The following is a 22,796-nucleotide window of genomic DNA, read 5'->3' as shown; positions in this document are numbered from 1 at the left end:
ATCTAGGGACGGGTTGTTTCACCGCCGGTCGAAATGTCGGCCGAGTGCTCGACGACCCCGGAGAGGAGCGCGACGAGCCGGTCGCGGTCGGCGGGCGCGAGCCAGCCGAACAGCCGGGCGCTCACCGCCGCCGCCGTCTCCGCGGACGCCCGTGCGTGCCGCCGTCCCTCGCCGGTCAGCTCGACCGCGTAGGCGCGGCGGTCGTGGGCGTCGCGGTTGCGCACCGCGAGACCGAGCCGCTCCAGCTCGTCCATGATCCGGACGACGGCGGACTTGTCCAGGCCGAGCAGCGCGCCGAGCCGCCGCTGGCTGGTCGGACCGAGCCGGTCGAGCGCGGCCAGCACGGCGAAGTGCCTGGTCTCGATCCCGAGCGGCCGCAGCTCATCGCTCAGCGCACCGCGCGCCGCCTGGTGGGCGGAGGCGAGCAGCATTCCCAGCGCGGCGTCATCGGTGTGCGGGTCACCGAGCGCGGTCGGCTCGGCAGGTTCGGTGTCCACCCTCGGGATTTTAGGGGTCGCCGATATAGTCTTAGTCGAGACATTCTCATATGATCCTACTTGGGCGGCTTCGACGAGTGGTTGGAGGCACATATGCGCGACGAGAACGAGGGCCGCACAGCGGACGGTCCGAGCCGGCGGAGGGTGATGAAGACGGCGGCGCTGGCGACGGCCGCCGCCACCGTCACTGGGCTGGGGCCCGCGGGCACGCCCGCCGCCCGGGCGGCCGGCGGCCCGCGGACGGGGCGGATCGACACCCACCACCACGCGCTCCCGCCCGAGATGAGGCGGTGGGCCGTCGAGCACGGGCTGCTGCCGCCCGAAGGCGGGCCGAACTGGGGCCGGTGGGACCTGAACAAGACCCTCGACACCATGGACGACCTGGGCATCGCCGCGGGCGTCGCGTCGGCGCCCGCGCCGCCCGAGATCTTCCGTGACCGGAAGCTCGCCGTCTCGGGGACGCGCGTCTTCAACGAATCGCTCGCCGGCCTGGTCCAGGACCATCCCACCCGGTTCGGCTTCTTCGCCTATCTGCCGCTGCTCCATGTCGACGTGGCGATCCAGGAGGCGGCCTACGCGCTCGACGAACTCGGCGCCGACGGGGTCCTGCTGATGGCCAACGCCGGCGGACGCTACCTGGGCGATCCCGTGTTCGAACCACTGTTCGCCGAGCTGGACCGGCGCAGCGCGGTCGTGTTCACCCATCCCGCCGGGCTGGCCGACGCGCGTCCCGTGCCCGGGGTCGAGGAGTGGATCGCCGACTTCATGCTCGACACCACCCGCGCCGCCCTCAGCCTCGTCAACGCGGGAACCCTCGACCGGTACAGGCGCCTGTCGGTGATCCTCTCCCACGCGGGCGGCTTCCTGCCCTACCTGGGCGGACGGGTCGAGCACGCGGGCCGCCAAGGTGAGGGGCCGAGCCCGGCGGCGTTCCGGCGGGCGGTGCGGCGGTTCTACTACGACACCGCCATGCCGGCCTCCCCGTACGCGACGCCGACCCTGCTCGCCGCGGTGGGCGCCGGGCGGCTGCTCTTCGGCACCGACTGGCCGCAGGTCGTCCGCCCCGAGGTGGACAGGACGACCGCGCTGCTCGACCGCGACCCGTCGCTGAGCCGGAGGGCGCACGCCGCCGTCAACCGGGAGAACGCACTGCGTCTCCTGCCGACGCTGGCGAGGCGGCTCAGGAAGTAGCGGCGGGGCCGCCGCGCCAGGCGGGAAGAGCGCGGCGGCCCACCGCCACGTCGAAGGCGGCGCGGGCCAGGAGACGGGTCGAGTCGAGCGTGGGCAACGGCGAGACGGCGGGTGTGACCAGGAGCGGGATCTCCGTGCACACCAGCGCGACGGCGTCGCAGCCGCGTTCTGCCAGGCGGCCGATGATCCGGACGTACTCGCGGCGCGAGTCCTCGGTGAAGACCCCGTTGACCAGCTCCTCGAAGATGATCCGGTTGACGGTCTCACGGTCGGCGGCGTCCGGGACCTCGGCGGCGATGCCGCGCGCCTCGAACTCGCGCGGGTAGACCGGGCCGTCCATGGTGTAGCGGGTGCCGAGCACGCCGACGCGCGTCCGGCCGTCGCCGGCGGCCCGGTCCGCGACGACCTGGGCGATGTGCAGGCCGGGCAGCGCCAGATCGCCGCCGGGACGTTCGAGGGCCATGTGCGCGGTGTTGTCCGGGCAGACGAAGAAGTCCGCGCCCGCCGCCGCGAGGCGGCGCACGCTCTCGGCCAGGACGGCCCGGATCGCGTCGTGGTCCCCGGAGTTCCACGCGGGCATGCTGCGCGCCAGCGCGATGAGGTCGAGCGTCACGTCCGGATGGTCGTCGGGGCCCAGCTCGCGGAAGCCCTCCTGGCAGAAGGTGCGGAAGCACAGCGCGGCGCCTTCCGCGCTGTGGGCGAGAATGCCGAGATGCCTCATGCTCAGTTCCTGTTCGATGTGGCGAACAATCGTCCAGTAGGATGAACATACCCGAGATTGTTCGCTGTACTGAACATCTGGACGTCTGGAGCGAACATATGGACCTGATCGCGTCGATCGCCGCGTCGATCCGCCGGGAACGCGAGCGTGCCGGGCTCTCCCAGACCGAACTGGCCAAACGGGCCGGACTGGCCAAGTCGACGCTCTCCCAGCTGGAATCGGGCACGGGCAACCCGGGCGTCGAGACCCTCTGGGCCCTCGGCACGGCCCTGAACGTCCCCTTCAGCCGACTGGTCGACCCGCCGCGCCCCGCCGTCCGGGTGCTGCGCGCGGGGGAGGGCCCGGCGGCGCACTCGCACCGATCCGACTACACCGCCACGCTGCTCGCGTCCTGCCCGCCGAACGCCCGCCGCGACCTCTACCGCGTGACCGCGGAGCCGGGGGAGCCGCGCCGCTCCGACCCGCACCCGCCGGGCACGACCGAGCATGTCGTCCTCAGTGCAGGCCGCGCCCTGGTCGGCCCGCCGGGCGACGCGGTCGAACTGACCCCCGGCGACTACATCACCTACCCGGGCGACGAGCCCCACATCTTCGAGGCCCTGACCTCCGGCACCTCGGCGATCTTCCTCATGGAGCACATCTAGCGTCGGCCCAGCAGGGACGCCAGCCGACCCAGGTCCGCCAGGCCGGCGAGACCGTAGGTCAGTTCGGTGATCTGCTCGGCCTGGGACTCCGGGATCCGGCGGGCGGCGTTGAGGCGGAACTTCGCCGCCAGTTCGTCCGCCGAGAGCGGATTGCCGGGGCCGCCCCTGTTGACGTCCACCCGTTCCTCCAGCAGGGCGCCGTCGCGGGTGCGGACGCGCAGGGCGGCCGGGAACTGGTGCGGGAAGATCTCGTCGCAGCGGGCGTCGGGCACGCAGCGCACCTTCGCGGCCAGCGCCAGCCGGCCGGGGTCCGCGGCGGCCGCGTCGGTGAATTCCTCGTGGAAGACCCCGAGGCCGCCGCCGCCGAGGAGGGCCGCCGCGATGGTGTAGGGGCCGGAGAACGCGGCGTGGTAGCCGGACTTGGGCCGGATCTTGTCCTCGCGCGGCTCCCCGATGGTCCGCAGCACCGGACTCGGCGCACCCAGCTCGATCGACTCGATGCCGGCCGGGTCCAGGCCGCGGGCGCGCAGCCGCAGCGCCGCGTCGATGCCGGCATGGGTGAAGTGGTTGCACGGATACGGTTTGAAGAAGACGCCGGGAAGTTCCCAGTGCTCGCCGAGCCCCGTGGTGAGGGCGTCCAGGTCGACCCGGTCGCCGCAGAACGCCTGGAGCAGCCCGAAACGGCCTTCCAGGACGGTCGGCGGCCCGGTGATCCCGGTCCGTGCGAGGCCGGCGGCGGTGACGGCGGCATGCGCGGCCCATCCGCAGTGGATCCGCTTGACCGTGCCGCCCGTCCGGTTGGCCTCCAGGATGCCCGAGCCCATGCTCGCGGCGATGCCCATGGCGTCCGCGATCCCGGCGCCGTCCAGGCCGGAGAGCATGGCGGCGGACGCGGCGGCGCCGACCGCCCCGCAGATCGCCGTCGCGTGCTGGCCGCGCTCGAAGAACACCGAGTTGCCGAGGTCGCGGTCGTACCCGGCCATGCCGAGCCGGACGGTGATCTCGACGCCGACCCCGACCGCGTCCAGCAGCCGGGACCCGCTCGCGCCCCGCGCCTCCGCCACGGCGAGCGCGGCGGGGACCACCGACGCCGACGGGTGCAGGACGGACGGCAGGTGCGTGTCGTCGAAGTCCAGCGAGTGGGCGAGCGTCCCGTTGAGCAGGGCGGCGCTCGGCTCGGGAAGCCGGGCGCCGGTCCCGATCGCGGTGGCCCGGCCCGCCCCGCCCCATTCGGCGACGAGTTCCCCGACGGCCCGCGCCGGCCGCTCTCCGGTGGCGGCCAGGCTGTTGCCCAGCACGTCGAGAACCCGCCGCGCGGCATCGGCCCTGAGCTCGGCGGGCAGCCCGCGGGAGGCGACGGAGGCCGCCAGATCGGCGAGCCGCTGGACCGGCGTCATGCCGTCACCGCCGCGAGCGGCCGGACGGGCGAGCCGGTGCCGCCCTTGATCCGCAGCGGGGCCAGCACGAACACGAACTCGTGCAGACCGGCCTCGGCGAGGGCTTCCAGGGTGAGGTGTTCCAGGATGAAGATCCCGGACTCGACCAGCAGGATCCGGTGCACGGGCAGGACCGCGTGTCCCGCGCCCTCCGGGATCTGCTCGTAGGCGGTCGTGTCGGCGCCCGTCGCGACGACGCCCCGCTCGGCCAGCCAGTGCGCCGCCGACGGTGTCGCGCCCGGCACGCCCGTTTCCTTGCCCAGGTAGGCGGTCGCGTCGCCGAAGTTACGCGCCCAGCCCGTGCGGATCAGCGCCACGTCGCCCGGGCCGGGTTCCGCCCCGGCGCGCTTGGCCGCGAGGTCCAGGTCCTCGGCGGTGACGCCGTAGCCGGGCGGCAGCGTCGCCACCTCGTGCACGGCGGCCACGTCCAGCAGGACGCCCCGCCGGAGCAGGCCGGGAAGGTTCTCCGCCCCGTGACGGGTGAAGACGCCCCCGCGCTGCGCGTCGGCGGCCGAGATCCCGCCGTGCAGCTCCCCGTCGTGGCTCACGTGCGACAGCGCGTCGATGTGGGTGCCGACGTGGCCGCCGGTCACGATGATCTCGTTCGCCGCGGATCCGCCGTCCGGACGCTCCATGTCGCCGTGCCGCCGGATCAGCGTCATCCGGAACCCGGGATGGTTGGGGGAGCAGGGCATGCCGGTGAAGAACGGCTGGCCCAGCTCGATCAGCCGGACGCCTCCGGTCACAGCGGCGAGCAGCGGATCGGTCATGAGGTATGGCCTTCCTTCACGTTGACGGGGGGATTGTCGGCGGCGAGGTCGAGCAGCCACCTGGCGCGCTCGACGACGGCCTTGTCCACGAACCGGCCGCTGGAGTCGATCCAGGCGGCGTTGTTCTCTGCTGTGCTCTTCAGCCGGCTCATCAGGTCGCGCGCCCAGGCGACGTCGTCCGGGTCGGGGGCGCACGCCTCGTGGACCACGGGGATCTGCGCGGGGTGGATCACCGAGCGGCCGAAGAACCCCGCGCGCCGTCCCGCGACGGTGTCGGCCCGCAGACCGTCCAGGTCGCGGACGGCGGTCCACACGCTCTGCGGAGGGGACGGCAGCCCGGCGGCCCGCGCGGCCACCACGACCCGGGATCGCGGCCACGCGAGCGCGTCGCCGCCGGACACCCGCAGGTCGGCCGCCAGGTCCGCCTCGCCGAGCGAGATCCCGGCGACGAGCGGGTGCGCGGTCGCCAGGGCCAGGGCGTTCTCGACGCCGAGGGCCGACTCCAGTACGGGGAAGACCGGCACACCGAGCGTCTCGGCGACGCGGCGCAGCTCGTCCGGGTCCTCGCACTTGGGGACCCGTACCCCGGCCGGGCCGTCCGGCACGGCCGCGAGTACGGCGATGTCGTCGGCGCCATCCGGGGTGGCGGGCGCGTTGATCCGCACGTGGGAGGTGCGCCCGGAGGCGAGCGTTTCCACGACGTTGCGGCGCGCCTGGTGCTTGGCGGCCGGTGCGACCGCGTCCTCCAGGTCGATGATCACCGCGTCCGCGGCGGAGGCCAGCGCCTTGCCGATCCGGTCAGGGCGGTCGCCCGGCACGTAGAGCCAGGAGCGCGGCGTCACTTGATCACCCCCTTGGCGCGAAGGTCGTCCAGCCCGGCCTCGTCCACGCCGTAGCGGGCGAGGATCTCGGCGGTGTGGGCGCCGAGCGGCGGGCCGGCCGACTCGATCCGCCCCGGCGTCCGGGACAGCCGGAAGAGCACGTTCTGCATCTTCACCGGACCCAGCTCGTCGTCCGGGACGGTCGCGATGCTGCCGAGCGCCTCGAACTGGGGGTCGGTCATGACGTCGGCGGCGGTGTAGATGGGCGCGACCGCGGCCTGCGCCTCCTCGAACGCCTTGACGACCTCGTCGCGGTCGCGCGCGGCGATCCACGATCCGACGGCCTCGTCCAGCACGTCGGCGTGCCCGGCGCGCTCCGCTCCGGTCGCGAACCACGGCTCGTCGATCAGCTCGGGCCGGCCGACCAGCCGCATGACCCGCTCGGCGATCGACTGGGCGCTCGTGGAGATCGCGACCCAGCCGCCGTCCCGGGTCCGGTAGGTGTTGCGCGGCGCGTTGTTGTGCGACCGGTTGCCCGTGCGGGCCTGGAGCTCGCCGAGCTGGTCGTAGGTGATGATCTGCGGACCGAGCAGGGTGAGGATCGGCTCGATGATGGCGAGGTCGACCACCTGCCCCTCACCGGTCGCCTCCCGCGCCCGCAGCGCCGTCATCACCGCGAAGGCGGTGGTCAGCGCGGCGATGCCGTCCGCCAGGCCGAACGGCGGCAGGGTCGGCGGGCCGTCCGGTTCCCCGGTGACGGCCGCGAACCCGCTCATCGCCTCGGCGAGCGTCCCGAACCCGGGCCGTCCGGCGTACGGGCCGGTCTGCCCGAACCCGGTGACCCGCGCGAGGACCAGCCGCGGATTGATCTTCTTCAGCTCGTCGTAGCCGAGGCCCCAGCGCTCCAGCGTCCCCGGCCGGAAGTTCTCGATCACCACGTCGGCGTCGGCGGCCAGGCGCCGGAACAGCTCCTGCCCCTCGGGCGAGCCGAGGTAGAGCGTCATCGCCCTCTTGTTCCGGCCGAGCATCTTCCACCAGAGCCCCACGCCGTCGCGCTGCGCGCCGTGGCCGCGCACCGGGTCGCCCCTCGGATGCTCGATCTTGATGACGTCGGCCCCGTAGTCGCCGAGCAGCGTCGCCGCGAGCGGGCCGGCGAACAGCGTGGCCGCGTCGAGGACCCGGACTCCGGACAGGGCGTCGGTCATGGACGGTACCGCCTTCGAGGATGATCGTTCCTCTAAGAGAAACGCTTGTCGAAATCTCGTCCGGCTCGCTTACGCGACCCGGACTTCTCAAGTTGGCACTGCTTGCTGAGTTACGTCAAGTTTCACCTAGATATTGACCCGATGGCGTGACGGGTGCCACGATGACGCATCAGTGACCTGCTGTTCCTCTAAGCGGAACACCCGTTGCGGGGAACCAGGGCAGATGCGGCAGGAGAGATGTATGTCGGCTCGAAAGCTCGCCGCCGGGCTCGGCGCCTGCGCGGTCCTGCTGGCCGCGGCCGGCTGCGGCGGCTCGGCGCCGTCCGGCGCGGCCGGGGTGGCGGCCGGACGCGACCGGGGCCCGGTCAAGATCGGCGCCCTGCATCCGGTCAGCGGCGCCAACGCGGTCGACGGCCAGCAGATGCGGCGCGGCGCGCAGCTGGCGGTGGAGGCGATCAACGCCGCCGGCGGCATCAGATCCCTCGGCGGACGCAAGGTCGAGCTGGAGACGGGCGACACCCAGGGCAAGGCGGAGGTCGGCCAGAGCGAGGCCCAGCGGCTCATCTCCGAGGGGTCCGTCGGGCTCGTCGGCACGTACCAGAGTGCCGTCAGCACCAACGTCGCCGTCGTCGCCGAACGCAACCGGGTGCCGTTCGTCATGGACGTCACCGCCTCGGACGCGATCTTCGCGAACGGCTACCGGTACTCGTTCCGGGTCCAGCCGGGCAGCGCCGCCATCGCCGGCGCCGCGGCCCGCTACCTCAAGGAGGTGTCGGACCAGGCGGGCAAGCCCGTCAGGAAGGTCGCGTTCCTGCACGAGCAGACCGACTTCGGCAGCGGCGCGGCCGAGGCGTTCACCAAGGCGGCGAAGAAGCTCGGGATCGAGGTCGGCCCGAACATCAGCTACGACGCGCTCACCGTGTCCGACCTCACGGCGCAGGTCACCCAGGTCAAGGCGTCCGGGGCGGACGTGCTGGCGGTCGCCGGCTACTACCGCGACAGCCTGCTCGCCGCCAAGGCGATCGCCGCGGTGAAACCGGACCTGAACGCGGTCTGGGGCGTGTCGAACGGCGCCTACGACCAGCCGAAGTTCGTCACCGACGGCGGCGCCGCCGCGGAGCGGATCTTCAGCACCAACTACCACTTCGACGCCCAGAACCCGCAGACCGTCAAGCTGCGGGCCGAGTACCAGCGGCGCTACGGCGCCCCCATGCGCACGGGCGCGGTCCTCGCCTACGACGCGGTCCAGGTGATCGCGCAGGGCGTGGAACGCGCGGGCACCACCGACGCGGAGAAGGTGCGCGACGCGATCGCGTCCTCGAAGGTCGAGCCCCTCACGGTCGGCACCGGCCCGATCACCTTCGCCCCCAACGGAGACAACGGCAACGCCCTGCCCGTCCTCATGCAGGTCCAGGGCGGCCAGGTCAAGCAGGTCTATCCGCCGGAGAAGGCCGAATCCAAGCCCGACTACTCGGTGACGTGGCGGTCATGAGCAACATCGGAACCAAGACGCAGTCCCCTCCCACCCCCGCCGTCCGGCGCCGCCCGCTCCTCGGCGGTGACGGGACCGGGGCCGTCCTCAAGCGTGCCGCCGTGACCGGCGGCCTCGTCGCGGCCGCCATCGCGGTCGCCCTGATCAAGTCCGGCAGCGGCCTGGTCGTCTGGCAGTCGGTGGTGACCGGCCTGCTGATGGGCGGGCTCTACGGGCTCATCGCGATGGGCCTCACCCTGATCTTCGGCGTGCTGGACATCGTCAACTTCGCGCACGGCGCGCTGCTCGCCATCGCGATGTTCATCGCCTTCGGCGTCGTGCGGGGCACCGGCCTGCACCCCTACCTGACCCTGCTCGTCGCGGTGCCCGCGCTGTTCCTGATCGGCGCGGCCGTGCACCGCGGCCTGCTCGGCGGGACGGGCGGAGCGTCGCTGGAGAACCAGCTGCTCATCACGCTCGGCCTGTCGCTGCTGCTGGAGAACGGGCTGCTGATGTTCTTCGGCGCAGAGCCCAAGACCGTCGCGCTGCCCGCCGACTTCCAGTTCTCCCTGTTCGGCGCGGTCGTCCTGGGCGCCCGGCTGTACGCGTTCGCCGGCGCCGTCCTGATCGGCGCGGCGCTGTTCTGGCTGCTGCGCCGCACCCGGTTCGGGACGGCGATCCGCGCGGTCGCCGCGAACGGGCCGGGCGCCGAGCTGGTGGGGGTGAACGTCCGGCGCGTCCACACGCTCACCTTCGCCATCGGGACGGCCTGCGCCGGCGCCGCGGCGGTCCTCGCCGCGCCGCTGGTCACGGTCACGCCCACCCTTGGCGAGCAGTTCAACATCACCGCGTTCGTCGTCGTGGTGCTCGGCGGCATGGGCAACGTCGCCGGCGCGCTCGCCGGCGGACTGCTCATCGGGCTGGTCGAGCAGCTCACCACGATCTACATGGACGGCCAGAGCTCTCTGCTCGGCGTGTTCGCCGTCTTCCTGATCGTGCTGTTCCTCCGCCCGCAGGGACTGTTCGGGAGGCGCGCATGACCGGCATCACGCTCACCGGCCGCCCGGACGCGGGCGCGGCCCGCCCGGTGAAGGCGCCGCCGCTGCGGCCGCAGAACCGGCAGCTCGCCGTCCTCGCGGTGCTGCTGCTGGTCGCGATCCCGCTGCCGCTGGTGCTGCCGCCCGCGCAGGGCGCCGTCGCCGTCCGCATCCTGATCTTCGCGCTGATGGCCATCGGCTGGAACGTGATGAGCGGGTTCGGCGGGATGTTCAGCTTCGGGCACGCCGCGTTCTTCGGCCTCGGCGCCTACACCAGCGCGTACCTGCTCGTGGAGCACGACGTGTCCCCGTGGATCGGGATGCTCGCCGGGATGGCGGTGGCCGCGGCCGTCGCCGTGGTCATCGGGTTCTTCGCGTTCCGGTACCGGCTGCGGGGCGCCTACTTCGCGCTGGCGACGTTCGCGTTCGCCGAGATGCTCCGCCTCGTCGTCACCACCACGGAGTTCACCAACAAGGCGGTCGGGTTCACCGTCCCGCTGATCCAGGGCTCGTCGTTCCGGAAGATCCAGTTCGCCGCGGACTCGCCCGCCTACTTCTGGATCGCGCTCGGGCTCGCGGGCGTCGCGGCCCTGGTCAGCATCCTGTTCCTGCACTCGCGGACCGGACGCTACGTCACCGCGATACGCGACGACGAACTCGCCGCGGCGTCGCTGGGCGCACCCGTCATGCGGTACAAGCTGGTCACGGTCGCGCTGTCGGCCGCGATCACGGCGGTCGCCGGCGCCTTCTACACGCAGTACTACCTGTTCGTGAACCCGGACCTGGCGTTCGGCTCGTCGGTGTCCATCCAGGCGATCGCGACCGTGGTCATCGGCGGCATCGGCACGATCTGGGGCCCGGTCGTCGGCGCGATCATCCTCGGTGCGCTGACGGACGTCACCGCCACGCTGCTGCGGACCCCGCCCGACTCCCTGGGCTTCCTCCAGGGACGCAGCGGGCTGGACGTCGCCGTCTACGCGGTCCTGCTGATCCTGATCGTCCGGCTGCTGCCCAAGGGCATCGTCGGCACGATCGCCGGGAGGTGGCGCAGATGAGCATCCTGACGGTTTCCGATGTCGGCAAGGGCTTCCGGGGCCTGCGGGCGCTCGCGGAGGTCGGCTTCCAGGTCGGCGAGGGCGAGATCCTCGGCATCATCGGCCCGAACGGCGCCGGCAAGACGACGCTGTTCAACGTCATCTCCGGCGCCCTCGCCCCCGACACGGGGCAGGTCGTGTTCGGCGGCCGGGACATCACCGGCTCCTCGCCCCACCGCATCGCGAGGGCGGGCATGGTCCGGACGTTCCAGCTGATGCGGCCGTTCGGGAGCATGACCGTCCTTGAGAACGTCGGCCTCGCCGCCCAGCACCGCCGCCAGCCGCCCCACCGGCTGCGCAGGCGGTCGCTGGACGTCGTGGAACGCGTCGGCCTCGGGCGGTGGGCGCACTCCAACGCCACCGAACTGCCCACGGCCGGGCTCAAGCGCCTCGAACTCGCGCGGGCGCTCGCGATGCGGCCGAAGGTCCTGCTGCTGGACGAGGTGCTGGCCGGGCTGGTCCCGGCGGAGCGCGAGCCCGTCCTGGACCTGCTCGTCGCGCTCCGCGAGGAGGACGGGACGACGCTGCTGTTCGTCGAGCACATCATGGCGGCGGTGATGCGGCTGTCGGACCGGGTCCTCGTCCTGGACCAGGGCCGGGTCCTGGCCGCGGGCTCGGCCGAGGAGGTCACCTCCGACCCGCGCGTGATCGAGGCGTACCTGGGAGAGGAGCCCGGTGGTGGCGAGGACCGAGATGCTGAGGATTGAGAAGCTCTGCGCCGGCTACGGCCGCATGCGGATCCTGCACGACATCGACCTGCGGCTCGGCGAGGGCGAGATCGTCGCGCTCGTCGGCGCGAACGGCGCGGGCAAGACGACGACGCTGCGGACGGTGTGCGGGCGGCTGCGGCCGGCGTCCGGGACGATCACGTTCTCCGGGGCGTCCACGGCCGGGCGCCGCCCCGACCAGCTCGTCCGGGACGGCCTGGTGCACGTCCCGGAGGACCGGGCGCTGTTCGGCACGCTCACCGTCGAGGAGAACCTGCGCATGGGGGCGTGGACCCGCCCCTCCGGCGAGGTGGACGCCGCCATGCGCGAGGTGTTCGAGCTGTTCCCCGTCCTCGCGGAGCGCCGCACGCAGACCGCGCAGACGTTCAGCGGCGGGCAGCAGCAGATGCTCGCGATCGGCCGCGCGCTGATGGCGCGGCCGAAGCTGCTCATGCTGGACGAGCCGTCCACCGGCCTGTCGCCGAAGCTGACGTGGGCGGTGCTCGACGCGGTCAAGCGGATCCGCGACACCGGCGTGGCGGTGCTGCTCGTCGAGCAGAACGCGAAGCAGGCCCTGGGCATCGCCGACCGCGCCTACGTGATGGAGAGCGGCTCGACCGTCCTGCACGGGACGGGCAGCGAGCTGGCCGGGTCCGCCGAGGTCAGGAAGGCGTACCTGGGGCTGTGACGAACGCGGGGAAGGCCACGGCGCGCCTGGGGGAGTGGGTCGCGCGGCTGGATGTGGCGGAGGTGCCGGGGCCGGTGCTCGACCGGCTGTCGCTCGTGCTGCTCGACGTCATGGGCGTGACCGCGCTCGGCGCCGACCAGCATGAGACGCGCGCCCTGGGCTCGGCCTGGAACGCGCCCGGCGGCCCGGCACCTCTCATCGGCGGCGGGCGGTGCGTGCCGGTCGACGCCGCCGCCTGGCTGAACGCGGTGGCGCTCGTCTGCCTTGAGCTCGATGAGGGCAACAAGTACGCCAAGGGGCATCCGGCGGCGCACGGGTTCCCGGCCGTCCTGGCGCTGGCGAGCGAACTGGACGCCTCCGGGCGCGACACGGCCGCCGCCCTCGTCGCGGCGTACGAGGTCGCGTCCCGGTTCGGGCGCGCGTCCCGGCTGCGGCCGGGCGCGCACCCGCACGGAAGCTGGGGCGTCGCCGGGGCGGCCGCCGGATGCGCGCGGCTGCTCCGCCTCGGCCCGGACGCGGTCGCCGCCGCGATCGACACGGGAGCGGGGCTGCCGGTCGCGGGCCACTTCGCGTCCGCGACGGACGGGAACCCGGTGCGGAACGCCTGGATGGGCGCGTCCAACATGTCCGGTCTGGTCGCCGCCCGGATGGCGTCCGCCGGAGTCGCCCGCAACACCGGGACGGCGGCGCTGTCGCTCGGGACCCTGCTCGGCGAGTTCGACGCGTCCGAGCTGACCGACGGTCTCGGCGACCGGTGGGACGTCACGCGCGGCTACTTCAAGCGGCACGCCTCCTGCTCGTTCACGCATCCGGCCGCCGACGCGGTGCTCGGCCTGCGTGCCGGCCTCGACACGTCCCGGATCACGCGGATCCTCGTCGAGACGCACGCGCTCGGAGCCGGCCTGGCCTCGGCGGAGTGGGTCAACCGGCTGTCGGCGATGTTCTCGACGCCGTTCGCCGTCGCCGCCGCCCTGCTCGACGGCGAGGTCGGGCCGCGCGCGAGCCTCGACGACCCGGCGCTGCGGGCGCTGGCGCGGCGCGTCCGGCTGGCGGAGGCGGGCGACCTGACCGCGCGCCTCCCGGACGAGCGCGCCGCCCGCGTCACCGTCGAACTGGACGACGGGACGGCCCGCACCCGCGAGGTGCCCAACCCGGTCGGCGACGCCGACCACCATCCCCTGGACGAGCGACACGTCCTGGCGATGCTCAAGGGCCGGCTGCCCGGCCGCGAGGACCTGATCGAACGGGCCGCGGCCCTCTCCCGGGAACTGCCCGGCCTGGACCATGTCGGCGAACGCCTCCGCGCCCTCGCCGGCGACGACACCGAGGAGCCGAACTGATGCGCGCCCTGGCCATGACGCCGATCCATCTGCCGCCGGACGAGATCCGGCGCCGGCAGGCCCGCTACGACCGGCTCGCCCCGCCCGGCCTGACGGTCGAGCTGCGCGACGTCGGCCCGGCCGCGCCCGGATCGCTGGACGACGAGGCGGCGGTCCGCGCCTCCGAGCGGGAGGTCGCCGCCGCGCTTGCCCGGGCCGGGGACGGCTGGGACCTCGCCTTCCCCGACTGCGTGCTCGACCCGGCCGTGCCCGACACCGTCGCTGACCAGGGCATTCCGGTCCATGGCCTGCTTAGGCTGACTGGTATGCACCTTGCCGCGATGAATGTTCGGTTCGGTGCGGTGGTGCGGAACGAGGCGATCGGCGCGGAACTGGGCCGCCGGCTCAAGGCCTACGGCCTGGAGCCCTACGTCGCCGGGATCGCGATCCTGGAACTGCCCTTCGACGCCATCGCCGACGCCGGCGCCTGGAACGCCGCCCTCGGCGAGGCCGTGGACGCGCTCGCCGCCGACGGCGCCACCGCGGTGATCAACGGCTGCTCGGCCGTCGACGTCGAGGAGGACCGGTCCGCCTCCCGGGTCGTCGACCCCACGGCCCTCGCCCTGAAGCTGATGACGATCGGGAGGAGCGCATGACGGACGGACCCGACCTCGTCATCGCGGGTGCGGGCGGCGGGCTCGCCGGGGCGCTGCGCGCCGCCGAACTCGGCCTGAGCGTGGTCGTCGTCGAGTCGAGCGAGCACTTCCGGCGTGGCAACAACACGTCGATGTCGACCGCGATGTTCCCCGGTGCGGGCTCCCGCTGGCAGGCGTCCGAGGGCGTCGGCGACTCACCGGACCGGTTCGTCGCCGACATCATGGCCAAGACCCGGGGACGGGCCGACGCCCGCCTCGCCCGGACGCTCGCCGAGGTCAGCGGACCGCTCGTGGAGTGGCTCGCCGACTCGGCCGGGCTGCCGCTGTCCCTGGTGACCGACTTCAACTATCCGGGGCACTCCGTGCCGCGCTGCCACTCGGTCCCGGGGCGGCACGGCTCCAGCGTGATCGACCACCTGGCGCGGCGCGTCCGGGAGCATCCGGACATCGACCTGCTCGTCCCGGCCCGGCTGGTGGACGTGGCGGCCGGCGGGGAAGGAGCCGTGCGGGCCGCCGTCGTCCAGTACCCGGACGGGACGCGGGAGGAGATCCCGACGCGGGCCGTGCTGCTGGCGACCAACGGGTTCGGCGCCGACCGCGCGCTCGTGGAACGCCACCTCCCCGAAATCGCCGGGGCCCTCTACCAGGGCGGCGACCAGTCGCTGGGCGACGCCCTCCGGATCGGCGGCGGTCTCGGCGCCGCGACCGGCTACCTGGACGCCTACCAGGGCCACGGCGCAGTCGCCGCCGGGGCGGGCACCCTCGTCGGCTGGGCCACGATCATCCACGGCGCGATCATGGTGGACCTCGGCGGGCGCCGGTTCGGGAACGAGACCCGCGGCTACTCCGAGTACGCCGCCGAGCTGGCCGCCCGTTCCGGCGGCACCGGCTGGATCGTCCTGGACGAGACGATCTTCGGGCAGTGCGAGCGGTTCAAGGACTTCCGCGACACCGTCGAGTCGGGCGTCCTCGTCTGGGCGGACGACGCCGAGGGCCTCGCCAAGGCCACCGGCCTGCCCGCCGGCGCCCTCGCCGACGAGCTGGCGGGCAGCGCCGCCGCCGCCCGCGGCGAACGTCCCGACGACCACGGCCGCACCAACTGGGAGCGGCCCCTCGCCGCGCCGTACGCCGCCGTCCGCGTCGTCCCGGCCCTGTTCCACACCCAGGGCGGGCTGATCGTCAACGAGGACGCCGCCGTCGTCGACCCGGACGACCGTCCCATCCCCGGCCTGTACGCGGCGGGCGGCGCCGCCGCCGGCATCTCCGGCCACGGCGCCGACGGCTACCTGCCCGGCAACGGCCTGCTGCCCGCCTTCGGGCTCGCCTACCTGGCGGCCGGTGCGGTGGCCGGCCGCATCACCACCCGCGACAACCGAGGAGAGATTCGATGGCGACGACCGAGCTGCTGCTGAAGAACGTGCGGGTGGTCCGCCCCGACGCGCCCGAGGGCACCGAGCCGGAGCTCGCGGACATCGCCGTGAACGACGGCACCATCGTCCGTGTCGCGCCCGGCCTGCCGGACGACGACGCCGCCACCGTGGTCGACGGCCGCGGGCGGCTCGCGTTCCCCGGTGTCGTGGACGCCCACCAGCACTGGGGCATCTACAACGAGCTCGCGACCGACACGCGCACCGAGAGCCGCGCGAGCGCGCAGGGCGGTGTCACCACGTCCCTGACCTACATGCGCACCGGCCAGTACTACCTGAACAAGGGCGGGCCCTACCGCGAGTTCTTCCCCGAGGTGCTGAGCGCCGCGCAGGGCAACGCCTACGTGGACTACGCCTTCCACCTCGCGCCGATGACGGCCGAGCACATCGAGGAGATCCCGTACCTCGTGGAGGAGCACGGCGTCACCTCGTTCAAGATCTTCATGTTCTACGGGGGCCACGGCCTGCACGGACGCTCGTCCGGCCAGAGCGACTTCCTCATGACGCCGCCGGACGAGCGCTACGACATCGCGCACTTCGAGTTCGTCATGCGCGGCGTCCAGCGGGCCCGCGAGCGGCTCGCCGAGTACGCGCCGCACATCTCGCTGTCGCTGCACTGCGAGACCGCCGAGATCATGACCGCCTACACCAGGATGGTCGAGCGGGACGGGGCGCTCACCGGGCTGCGCGCCTACAGCGCGTCCCGCCCGCCGCACTCGGAGGGCCTCGCGGTCACGATCGCGTCCTACCTGGCGCACGAGACGGGCCTGCCCAACATCAACCTGCTGCACCTGTCGTCGGAGAAGGCGCTGTCGGCCGCGCTGACCATGGCGGGCGCGTTCCCGCACATCGACTTCCGCCGCGAGGTCACCATCGGGCACCTCCTCGCCGACGTCGACACCGCGCACGGCCTCGGCGGCAAGGTCAACCCGCCGCTGCGCGACCGCGCCGACGTCGAGGCGCTGTGGCGGCACGTCCTCGCCGGCGAGGTCGACTGGGTCGTCAGCGACCACGCCTGCTGCCGGGACGAGATGAAGTTCGGCGCCGACCGCGACGACGTCTTCCTCGCCAAGTCGGGCTTCGGCGGCGCCGAGTACCTGCTGCCGGGGCTCGTCGGCGAGGGCCTCAAGCGCGGCCTGCCGCTGCAGCGCGTCGCGCAGCTGACGTCATGGAACCCGGCACGCCGCTACGGGCTGCTCGACAAGGGCACCATCGCCGAGGGCTACGACGCCGACATCGCGCTGGTCGACCCGGACGCGTCCTGGACGGTCCGCGCCGCCGAGTCCGAGTCCACGCAGGAGTACACGCCGTTCGAAGGGTTCGCCATGACCGCGCGGGTCACCGACACCTTCGTCCGCGGTCACCACGTGTACGCCGGCGGCGCGATCGCCGGAGACCCGGTCGGCCGCTACATCCACCGCGGCCGCTGAATCCTAGGATCGACGGGTGACCAACCAGACCACCGCCGCCCCGCCCTCGGGGGGAACCGAGGTCGCCGGGCGCGTCGCCGACGTGCTGCTGCTGTTCGCCGGCGGGCCCGAGTACCTCGGCGTCACGGCCATCAGCCGCGAGCTGGGCATCTCCAAGGCCGTCGTGTACCGCATCCTGCAGTCGCTGGTGTCACGGGAGATGCTGGAGGCGGGCCCGTCCGGCTACCGGCTCGGCCCCGCCTCGGTCGCCCTCGGCGTGAGCGCGCTGCGGCGCTTCAACGTCCGCAACGCCGCCGCGCCGGTGCTGCGCCGGCTGCGGGACGAGACCGGCGAGACGACCACGCTGTCCGGGCTGGTCGGCGACGAGCGGGTCTACCTCGACCAGTTCGAGAGCCCCCGCGAGGTCAAGATGACGGTCGAGGTCGGGCGGCGGTTCCCCCTGCACGCGGGCTCCTCGGGCCGGGTGATCCTCGCGTTCCTGCCCGAGGAGCGGCGCGAGTCGATCCTGGCGCGTCCCCTGGCGGCCCTGACCGACCGGACCGTCACCGACGAGGCCGCGCTCCGCGCCCGGCTCGCCGACACGGCCCGGGACGGCGTCGGCGTCTCCCTCGGCGAACGCCAGGCCGACGCCGGCTCGGTGGCCGCGCCGCTCTTCGGCCCGGACGGCGAGGTGCACGGCTCGATCAGCGTGTGCGGCCCCCGGCACCGCTTCACCCCGGAGGCGGTCGAGCGGTACAAGGCACTCGTCCGCGACGCCGCCGAGGAGATCACCCGGACCTGGATCACGCACCGCTAGACGGTGCGGTAGTGCGTCGTCAGGCGGCCGTCGTCGTCCAGGAGATGGAACGCCAAGCCAGGGGGAGCGTCGTAGTCGGCGATGTCGCCCCCCTGCCAGGGCAGACGGAGCGTGGAGACGACGCCCGGCGCGACGAGTAGCGGCCGCCCGGCGAAGGTCGTGACCGCGGCGGTGTGGTTGTGCCCGCACAGGACGGCCTTCACCTGCGGATGCCGTCCGATCACTTCGGCGAGCCGCTCCTCGCCGAACTGCCGGATCCCGTCCACGTACGGAATGCCCTGGGTGACCGGCGGGTGGTGGAAGCAGACGAACGCCGGGGCCTCGGGGTCGCCGGCGAGTTGCCGGTCGAGCCAGCCGATCGTCTCGTCGCCGAGGAAGCCGTGGTCCTTGCCGGGCACCGTCGAGTCGCACATCGCGAACAACGCGCCCGCCACCCTGTGCACCCGGTTGATCGGACCGTCGCCGGGCGGTTCGTCCAGGAGAACCTCCCGGTACGGGGCTCTGACGTCATGGTTGCCGGGGCACATCAGCACGGGGTGCGGCGACTCCAGTACCTTCCGGGCCTGCTCGTACTCGGCGGGCTCGCCGTGGTCGGCGATGTCGCCGGTGACGAGGACGGTGTCGACCCGCAGCCCGTTCAGGTGCTCCATGACCCGCGCCGCGCGTCCGGCCCGTTCGTCCCCGGTGTCGAGATGAGTGTCGCTGAGCTGGGCGAAAACAATCATGTCGATGAATCTAGGTCGCGACCGGACCAGGATTAAGATCCGGTTCCATGCCGAAAAGCTGGTCCGGTTCGGTCGACCTGCATCTGGACATCGACACTTCGGGCGGCCGCCGGGCGGGTCTGGAACGTGCTCTCCGCGCCGCCATCGCGGCGGGACGCCTCGCTCCCGGCGCACCGCTCCCCTCGACGCGCGCCCTCTCCGCGGAACTGGGCCTCTCCCGCGGGACGGTGAGCGCCGCCTATGACCAGCTCATCGCCGAGGGGCACATCATCGCCGTCCCAGGCTCCGGCACTCGCGTCGCGGACATCGCCCACCGGGCGGATCAGGCGCCGGCGTCGGCCCCCTCCACCTGGGCGGGTTCCGCGACCGCGACGGCGGCAGGTCTCTCTCCTGGGGAAGCGCGGCGCGGGGAGAGCCATCGGACGCCGGTACACGATCTGCTGCCGGGAAGGCCCGACCTGAGCACGTTCCCTTCGGCGGCGTGGCTGCGCTCGACCCGGCGCGTCCTGGCGGAGGCGCCGTCCGAGGTGCATGCGCTCAGCGATCCGCGCGGTCGTCCCGAGCTGCGCGCGGCGCTGGCCGACTACCTCGGACGCGCGCGCGGCGTCCACGCCGAGCCTGAGCGGATCGTCGTCACGTCCGGCTACGCCCAATCCCTCGGTCTCCTGGCCTCCGTCCTGCGGGAGGCGGGGACGGCGGCGTTCGCGATGGAGGAGCCGGGGCATCCGTTCCACCGCGCCATCGTCCGGCGGGCCGGGCTCGGCGTCGTCCCGCTGCCGGTGGACGACATGGGCGCACGTGCCGAGCCCCTCGACGGGGTGGGCGCGGCCGTGCTCACCCCGGCGCACCAGTACCCGTCAGGGGCGACCCTCGGCCCGGACCGGCGCCGCGCCTTCGTCGCCTGGGCTCGCGGCGCCGGCGGGCTCCTCGTCGAGGACGACTACGACGGCGAGTTCCGCTACGACCGCCAGCCCGTGGGCGCCCTCCAGGGAACGGCGCCCGACCACGTCGTCTACGGCGGAACCACGTCCAAGACCCTTGCCCCGGCGCTGCGGCTCGGGTGGCTCGTGCTGCCCGCGCATCTGGTCGAGCCCTTCGCCGAGGCCAAACGGCTCGCCGACGCGCACACCCAGTCGCTGGGGCAACTCGTCCTCGCCGACCTCATCGGCACGCACGCCTACGATCGCCACGTCCGCGCGTCCCGCCTCCGCTACCGCCGCCGCAGGGACCTGCTCGTCAAGACGCTCCGTGCCCGCGTCCCCCATATCCGTGTGCTCGGCATCGCCGCGGGACTGCACGCCCTAGTGCTGCTCCCGGACGGCGGCCCGGGCGAGGACGAGGTCATGCGCCGTGCCGCGGCCCATGACCTGGCCCTCATGCCCCTCGGCGGCCACTGGCACCACCCCGCCGGACGGCCGCAGGGCTTCGTCGTCGGCTACAGCACCCCGCTCGGCGCCGCCTACCCGGCCGCCCTGGAAGCCCTGTGCGCCGTACTCACCGCGCGCCCGGCATGATCCGGCCCGGGCCTACGTCCCCGGCCAGAACGGGTCGCGGCCGATGAAACCGATCAACCGGGCCTGGGCGTCCGCGCCGTCCGGAACCTCGACCCGGGGCCCGTACTGTCCGGACGAGCGGAGGACCTCCTCCATCTGCTCCATCCCGTCGAGGAGCCGCGCGCAGAAGTCCGGGTCCAGCCGGTCGTCCTGGCCGGTGGCCCTGGAGAGATCCCAGGTGTGCATGAACACGTCGGCCGTGTAGAACTGGTCGATCGCGGCGTCCAGAGGCAGGCTGCCGATGTGCTGGTTGGTGAGTTTCCGGTGCTCCGTCTCCGGATCCTCCAGCACGGCCTGCACCCCGTCGCAGTGAACCTGCCACGCGGTGACCGGGTCGTCGTCCACCGACGGTCCGCGGGGCAGGTCGATCCCCGCACCGGAGGCGAGGAACCCAGGGAACCAGTCGGTCAGGTGCCGGACGACGTCGCGGGCGGTCCAGCCGGCGACCGGTGCCGGCACGTCCCACGACCGGGTGCCGCGGACCCGGTCGGTGAACAGTCCGGCGACCTGCCGGTGCCGCTCGGCCGGACGGTCAGACAGCGTCATCGGCGATCATCCTCTCCAGCTTGGCGTATCCCTCGTTGACCCCGGCTTCCATGCCGCTTCGCAGCCACGCGTCGCGGCCGTCGAAGGTGTCGACCAGCGACTGCGTCCGCAGCCGTGTGCGGCCGTCGCCCAGGGCCTCGAACCACAACGTCTCCAGCGCCACCCCGTCGGGATCGCCCTCGTACGTGAAGGTCTGCACGATCCGGTCCGGCCGGACCTCGTGGAAGCAGCCGTGGAACCAGTACTCGTCGCCGCCCCGCACCGAGGCGTATCGCCAGCTGCCGCCGGTGCGCGCGTCCCAGTGCTCGATCCGCGTCGTCATGGAGTCGGGACCCACCCACCTGGCGAACAGCGTGGGGTCGGTGTGAGCGCGGAACAACCGCTCGGGGGTCGCCGCGAAGTCACGGGTCATCCGGATGACCGGTAGTCCCGGGTCGGCTTCGATGACCGTCTCCGTGATCTTGTTCATGCTGGTCCGCCTCCATCTCCGCCAGGACGGCGTCAAGGCGCTGGTAGCGCCGCTCGACACGGGCCCGGTGGCGTTCGATCCAGGTGTCCATCAGGTCGAGGGCCTGGACCTCCAGGCGCACTGGCCGGGGTTGCGGCCCTCGCGGCCGGCTGACGAGCCCGGCGTCCTCGAGCACCCGCAGGTGCTTGTAGACGGCCTGCAGCGTCATCCGGTACGGCGCGGCCAGTTCGCTCGCGGTCGCGTCGCCCTCCGAGAGCCGAGCCACCATGTCGCGCCGGGTCGGATCCGCGAGGGCGCCGAACACCCGGGACAGTGCGTCCGCGGTCATCGCCCTCCACTTTCAACTCAACAGTTGAAAGCATCGTAGACCCCAGACCGCCCGGTTGTAAACCATGCGGTTGAAAGTGCTGCTCCATGGGTCGGTAACCTCAAGGTGCGCCGGTCTAGGCCGGGGGGCCGAACCAGCGGGTGAGAGCCTCCCGGAGGTTGCCGCCTCCGGCCCATGCCACGTATCCGTCGGGGCGGACCAGCATGGGTTCGGTGGAGTCGGCCTCGACGGTGTCCACCCGGTCTTCCCAGCCGGGGCATTTCGCGCCGACCAGCAGCGGGCGGGCACGGTGCATGTGCTCGGCGAGTCTGCCGCCGTCCTGGGTCATCACATCGGGTGCCCACCGGCCCACTGGGAGATCGTCGTCGATGCCCATGTCGTAGCGGGTGTCCATGGCGTACACCAGTGCGGCGATGCGGCGGGTCGTCTCGGGGTCGGTGAGCAGTTCGCCCAACAGGTCGCGGAGCGCGCCGACCCGGCCGTCTTCGATGGTCAGCGCGCCCTGGGCCCTGGTGTGCATCATGACGCGGGCGCCCTCGGCGTGCCGCTCGGAGTGGTAGGTGTCCAGGAGGCCTTCGGGAGCGCGGCCCCGGACCTCGGCGGCGAGCTTCCAGCCGAGGTTGGCCGCGTCCTGCAGACCGGTGTTGAGCCCCGGCCCGCCCGCGGGCAGATGGACGTGCGCGGCGTCGCCCGCCAGGAGGACCCGATGGGCGCGGTATCGGTCGGCCTGCCGGGAGGAGTCGGTGAACCGCGACACCCAGCGTGCAGTGCTGATCGGCAAATCGACGCCGACGGTGCGGCGGACGCTGTCGTGCAGCTCGCCGACGGTCATCGGCGCGTCGCGGTCGAGGCCGGGCGGGAACGGCTCATTGGTGATCACCCTGAAGACCCCCTCGCCCAGCGGTACCACCCCTCCCCGGAAGAAGGGGATCCGGCCGCCGCCGGGCAGCGCGAGGTGGTCGTCCTGGGCCACGCCCGCGGGGACGGTGAAGTCGGCCAGACGTAGCACCCTGGTCGGCGGCAGCCCGGGAAAGCCGATCCCGGCCAGCTTGCGGACGGCGCTGGCGCCACCGTCGCAGCCGACGGCGAACCGGCACCGGATCGGTGCCGTGTCACCAGTGTGCAAGGCCACGCCGTCCTCGTCCTGGTCCAGGCCGACGACCTCGACGCGGCCGATGCCCTGGGTGGAGCTGCTCACGGAGGCGGTCCGGCCGGTGAGATCGATGTCCATGAGCCGATCCTTCCCGGCCCGGCGCCGGCAAGCC

General features: G+C 73.1%; 24 protein-coding genes. 13 read left to right on the top strand and 11 right to left on the bottom strand.

The window, feature by feature from the left end; genetic code table 11:
• Positions 1-2: 2 nt before the first annotated feature.
• Positions 3-497 (bottom strand): MarR family winged helix-turn-helix transcriptional regulator, encoded by a 495-nt coding sequence (locus ACQPZP_RS24345; protein ID WP_433472031.1) that lies wholly within the window; start codon positions 495-497, stop codon positions 3-5.
• Between the two features lie 93 nt (positions 498-590).
• On the opposite strand from ACQPZP_RS24345, the gene ACQPZP_RS24340 reads away from it, so the two are divergent.
• Positions 591-1,688 carry an amidohydrolase family protein gene (locus ACQPZP_RS24340; RefSeq protein WP_433472030.1) on the top strand — a complete coding sequence of 366 codons (1,098 nt, stop codon included), beginning with the start codon at positions 591-593 and terminating at the stop codon, positions 1,686-1,688.
• On the opposite strand, the gene ACQPZP_RS24335 is transcribed toward ACQPZP_RS24340, so the two are convergent.
• Complete coding sequence (locus ACQPZP_RS24335; RefSeq protein WP_433472029.1) at positions 1,678-2,409, bottom strand: aspartate/glutamate racemase family protein; 732 nt, start codon at positions 2,407-2,409, stop codon at positions 1,678-1,680. The two genes, ACQPZP_RS24340 and ACQPZP_RS24335, sit on opposite strands and share 11 nt — an antisense overlap.
• Positions 2,410-2,507: 98 nt before the next feature.
• Here ACQPZP_RS24335 and ACQPZP_RS24330 point away from each other — a divergent pair, with 98 nt between their 5' ends.
• A complete protein-coding gene (locus ACQPZP_RS24330; RefSeq protein WP_433472028.1) occupies positions 2,508-3,053 on the top strand; it encodes a helix-turn-helix domain-containing protein in 546 nt (181 codons plus the stop codon).
• Here ACQPZP_RS24330 and ACQPZP_RS24325 read toward each other — a convergent pair.
• The 4 genes from ACQPZP_RS24325 to ACQPZP_RS24310 are packed head-to-tail and all read right to left on the bottom strand — an operon-like array spanning position 3,050 to position 7,285.
• Entirely contained in the window at positions 3,050-4,450 is a 1,401-nt protein-coding gene (locus tag ACQPZP_RS24325) for an MmgE/PrpD family protein (RefSeq protein WP_433472027.1), read from the bottom strand. The genes ACQPZP_RS24330 and ACQPZP_RS24325 overlap by 4 nt on opposite strands.
• Positions 4,447-5,259, bottom strand: coding sequence for a cyclase family protein (locus ACQPZP_RS24320; RefSeq protein ID WP_433472026.1), 813 nt, complete (start codon positions 5,257-5,259; stop codon positions 4,447-4,449). The genes ACQPZP_RS24325 and ACQPZP_RS24320 overlap by 4 nt, the downstream gene beginning before the upstream one ends.
• Positions 5,256-6,101, bottom strand: a complete 846-nt coding sequence (locus tag ACQPZP_RS24315; RefSeq protein ID WP_433472025.1) for an HpcH/HpaI aldolase/citrate lyase family protein — start codon at positions 6,099-6,101, stop codon at positions 5,256-5,258. Before ACQPZP_RS24315 ends, ACQPZP_RS24320 begins: the two co-directional genes overlap by 4 nt.
• Positions 6,098-7,285, bottom strand: a complete 1,188-nt coding sequence (locus ACQPZP_RS24310) for a CaiB/BaiF CoA transferase family protein (protein ID WP_433472024.1) — start codon at positions 7,283-7,285, stop codon at positions 6,098-6,100. Before ACQPZP_RS24310 ends, ACQPZP_RS24315 begins: the two co-directional genes overlap by 4 nt.
• A gap of 241 nt (positions 7,286-7,526) precedes the next feature.
• Between ACQPZP_RS24310 and ACQPZP_RS24305 the strand changes: the two genes are divergently transcribed.
• The 10 genes from ACQPZP_RS24305 to ACQPZP_RS24260 are packed head-to-tail and all read left to right on the top strand — an operon-like array spanning position 7,527 to position 17,910.
• Positions 7,527-8,777 (top strand): ABC transporter substrate-binding protein, encoded by a 1,251-nt coding sequence (locus ACQPZP_RS24305; RefSeq protein ID WP_433472023.1) that lies wholly within the window; start codon positions 7,527-7,529, stop codon positions 8,775-8,777.
• Positions 8,774-9,796 (top strand): branched-chain amino acid ABC transporter permease, encoded by a 1,023-nt coding sequence (locus ACQPZP_RS24300; protein ID WP_433472022.1) that lies wholly within the window; start codon positions 8,774-8,776, stop codon positions 9,794-9,796. The genes ACQPZP_RS24305 and ACQPZP_RS24300 overlap by 4 nt, the downstream gene beginning before the upstream one ends.
• Entirely contained in the window at positions 9,793-10,848 is a 1,056-nt protein-coding gene (locus ACQPZP_RS24295; RefSeq protein ID WP_433472021.1) for a branched-chain amino acid ABC transporter permease, read from the top strand. The genes ACQPZP_RS24300 and ACQPZP_RS24295 overlap by 4 nt, the downstream gene beginning before the upstream one ends.
• Positions 10,845-11,594 carry an ABC transporter ATP-binding protein gene (locus ACQPZP_RS24290; RefSeq protein ID WP_433472020.1) on the top strand — a complete coding sequence of 250 codons (750 nt, stop codon included), beginning with the start codon at positions 10,845-10,847 and terminating at the stop codon, positions 11,592-11,594. Before ACQPZP_RS24295 ends, ACQPZP_RS24290 begins: the two co-directional genes overlap by 4 nt.
• Complete coding sequence (locus ACQPZP_RS24285; RefSeq protein WP_433472019.1) at positions 11,581-12,282, top strand: ABC transporter ATP-binding protein; 702 nt, start codon at positions 11,581-11,583, stop codon at positions 12,280-12,282. The genes ACQPZP_RS24290 and ACQPZP_RS24285 overlap by 14 nt, the downstream gene beginning before the upstream one ends.
• The gene (locus tag ACQPZP_RS24280; RefSeq protein WP_433472018.1) at positions 12,279-13,622 is read left to right on the top strand and encodes an MmgE/PrpD family protein; all 1,344 of its coding nucleotides are present in this window, start codon (positions 12,279-12,281) and stop codon (positions 13,620-13,622) included. Before ACQPZP_RS24285 ends, ACQPZP_RS24280 begins: the two co-directional genes overlap by 4 nt.
• Positions 13,622-14,257 (top strand): aspartate/glutamate racemase family protein, encoded by a 636-nt coding sequence (locus ACQPZP_RS24275; RefSeq protein WP_433472017.1) that lies wholly within the window; start codon positions 13,622-13,624, stop codon positions 14,255-14,257. The genes ACQPZP_RS24280 and ACQPZP_RS24275 overlap by 1 nt, the downstream gene beginning before the upstream one ends.
• Positions 14,254-15,669 carry an FAD-dependent oxidoreductase gene (locus tag ACQPZP_RS24270; RefSeq protein WP_433472016.1) on the top strand — a complete coding sequence of 472 codons (1,416 nt, stop codon included), beginning with the start codon at positions 14,254-14,256 and terminating at the stop codon, positions 15,667-15,669. The genes ACQPZP_RS24275 and ACQPZP_RS24270 overlap by 4 nt, the downstream gene beginning before the upstream one ends.
• Positions 15,645-17,114, top strand: a complete 1,470-nt coding sequence (locus ACQPZP_RS24265) for a dihydroorotase (RefSeq protein WP_433472015.1) — start codon at positions 15,645-15,647, stop codon at positions 17,112-17,114. Before ACQPZP_RS24270 ends, ACQPZP_RS24265 begins: the two co-directional genes overlap by 25 nt.
• 16 nt (positions 17,115-17,130) lie before the next feature.
• Positions 17,131-17,910 carry an IclR family transcriptional regulator gene (locus ACQPZP_RS24260; protein ID WP_433472014.1) on the top strand — a complete coding sequence of 260 codons (780 nt, stop codon included), beginning with the start codon at positions 17,131-17,133 and terminating at the stop codon, positions 17,908-17,910.
• On the opposite strand, the gene ACQPZP_RS24255 is transcribed toward ACQPZP_RS24260, so the two are convergent.
• Positions 17,907-18,635 carry a phosphodiesterase gene (locus ACQPZP_RS24255; RefSeq protein ID WP_433472013.1) on the bottom strand — a complete coding sequence of 243 codons (729 nt, stop codon included), beginning with the start codon at positions 18,633-18,635 and terminating at the stop codon, positions 17,907-17,909. The two genes, ACQPZP_RS24260 and ACQPZP_RS24255, sit on opposite strands and share 4 nt — an antisense overlap.
• Positions 18,636-18,682: 47 nt before the next feature.
• On the opposite strand from ACQPZP_RS24255, the gene ACQPZP_RS24250 reads away from it, so the two are divergent.
• Positions 18,683-20,149 carry a PLP-dependent aminotransferase family protein gene (locus ACQPZP_RS24250; RefSeq protein ID WP_433472012.1) on the top strand — a complete coding sequence of 489 codons (1,467 nt, stop codon included), beginning with the start codon at positions 18,683-18,685 and terminating at the stop codon, positions 20,147-20,149.
• 12 nt (positions 20,150-20,161) lie between these two features.
• Here ACQPZP_RS24250 and ACQPZP_RS24245 read toward each other — a convergent pair whose 3' ends face one another.
• The 4 genes from ACQPZP_RS24245 to ACQPZP_RS24230 form a co-directional block, all read right to left on the bottom strand.
• On the bottom strand, positions 20,162-20,734 hold the full coding sequence (locus ACQPZP_RS24245) for a TIGR03086 family metal-binding protein (RefSeq protein WP_433472011.1): 573 nt from the start codon (positions 20,732-20,734) through the stop codon (positions 20,162-20,164).
• Positions 20,721-21,203, bottom strand: a complete 483-nt coding sequence (locus ACQPZP_RS24240) for an SRPBCC family protein (protein WP_433472010.1) — start codon at positions 21,201-21,203, stop codon at positions 20,721-20,723. Before ACQPZP_RS24240 ends, ACQPZP_RS24245 begins: the two co-directional genes overlap by 14 nt.
• On the bottom strand, positions 21,136-21,531 hold the full coding sequence (locus ACQPZP_RS24235; protein WP_433472009.1) for an ArsR/SmtB family transcription factor: 396 nt from the start codon (positions 21,529-21,531) through the stop codon (positions 21,136-21,138). The genes ACQPZP_RS24240 and ACQPZP_RS24235 overlap by 68 nt, the downstream gene beginning before the upstream one ends.
• Before the next feature lie 115 nt (positions 21,532-21,646).
• Positions 21,647-22,762 (bottom strand): FAD-dependent monooxygenase, encoded by a 1,116-nt coding sequence (locus tag ACQPZP_RS24230; RefSeq protein ID WP_433472008.1) that lies wholly within the window; start codon positions 22,760-22,762, stop codon positions 21,647-21,649.
• Between the last annotated feature and the right edge of the window lie 34 nt (positions 22,763-22,796).

It is taken from the genome of Spirillospora sp. CA-142024 (assembly GCF_050942325.1).
Lineage (GTDB): Bacteria > Actinomycetota > Actinomycetes > Streptosporangiales > Streptosporangiaceae > Spirillospora.
Note: the sequence above shows the minus strand (reverse complement) of the source record. Positions and strands in the feature narration are given on the sequence as shown.

Bases quoted from the DNA above. Each gene is read 5' to 3' on its own strand.
- ACQPZP_RS24310 (WP_433472024.1), bottom strand. From the start codon at position 7,285: ATGACCGACGCCCTGTCCGGAGTCCGGGTCCTCGACGCGGCCACGCTG.
- ACQPZP_RS24275 (WP_433472017.1), top strand. From the start codon at position 13,622: ATGCGCGCCCTGGCCATGACGCCGATCCATCTGCCGCCGGACGAGATC.
- ACQPZP_RS24320 (WP_433472026.1), bottom strand. From the start codon at position 5,259: ATGACCGATCCGCTGCTCGCCGCTGTGACCGGAGGCGTCCGGCTGATC.
- ACQPZP_RS24325 (WP_433472027.1), bottom strand. From the start codon at position 4,450: ATGACGCCGGTCCAGCGGCTCGCCGATCTGGCGGCCTCCGTCGCCTCC.
- ACQPZP_RS24245 (WP_433472011.1), bottom strand. From the start codon at position 20,734: ATGACGCTGTCTGACCGTCCGGCCGAGCGGCACCGGCAGGTCGCCGGA.
- ACQPZP_RS24295 (WP_433472021.1), top strand. From the start codon at position 9,793: ATGACCGGCATCACGCTCACCGGCCGCCCGGACGCGGGCGCGGCCCGC.
- ACQPZP_RS24300 (WP_433472022.1), top strand. From the start codon at position 8,774: ATGAGCAACATCGGAACCAAGACGCAGTCCCCTCCCACCCCCGCCGTC.
- ACQPZP_RS24255 (WP_433472013.1), bottom strand. From the start codon at position 18,635: ATGATTGTTTTCGCCCAGCTCAGCGACACTCATCTCGACACCGGGGAC.
- ACQPZP_RS24240 (WP_433472010.1), bottom strand. From the start codon at position 21,203: ATGAACAAGATCACGGAGACGGTCATCGAAGCCGACCCGGGACTACCG.
- ACQPZP_RS24305 (WP_433472023.1), top strand. From the start codon at position 7,527: ATGTCGGCTCGAAAGCTCGCCGCCGGGCTCGGCGCCTGCGCGGTCCTG.
- ACQPZP_RS24265 (WP_433472015.1), top strand. From the start codon at position 15,645: ATGGCGACGACCGAGCTGCTGCTGAAGAACGTGCGGGTGGTCCGCCCC.
- ACQPZP_RS24290 (WP_433472020.1), top strand. From the start codon at position 10,845: ATGAGCATCCTGACGGTTTCCGATGTCGGCAAGGGCTTCCGGGGCCTG.
- ACQPZP_RS24235 (WP_433472009.1), bottom strand. From the start codon at position 21,531: ATGACCGCGGACGCACTGTCCCGGGTGTTCGGCGCCCTCGCGGATCCG.
- ACQPZP_RS24285 (WP_433472019.1), top strand. From the start codon at position 11,581: ATGCTGAGGATTGAGAAGCTCTGCGCCGGCTACGGCCGCATGCGGATC.
- ACQPZP_RS24330 (WP_433472028.1), top strand. From the start codon at position 2,508: ATGGACCTGATCGCGTCGATCGCCGCGTCGATCCGCCGGGAACGCGAG.
- ACQPZP_RS24270 (WP_433472016.1), top strand. From the start codon at position 14,254: ATGACGGACGGACCCGACCTCGTCATCGCGGGTGCGGGCGGCGGGCTC.
- ACQPZP_RS24335 (WP_433472029.1), bottom strand. From the start codon at position 2,409: ATGAGGCATCTCGGCATTCTCGCCCACAGCGCGGAAGGCGCCGCGCTG.
- ACQPZP_RS24250 (WP_433472012.1), top strand. From the start codon at position 18,683: ATGCCGAAAAGCTGGTCCGGTTCGGTCGACCTGCATCTGGACATCGAC.
- ACQPZP_RS24340 (WP_433472030.1), top strand. From the start codon at position 591: ATGCGCGACGAGAACGAGGGCCGCACAGCGGACGGTCCGAGCCGGCGG.
- ACQPZP_RS24230 (WP_433472008.1), bottom strand. From the start codon at position 22,762: ATGGACATCGATCTCACCGGCCGGACCGCCTCCGTGAGCAGCTCCACC.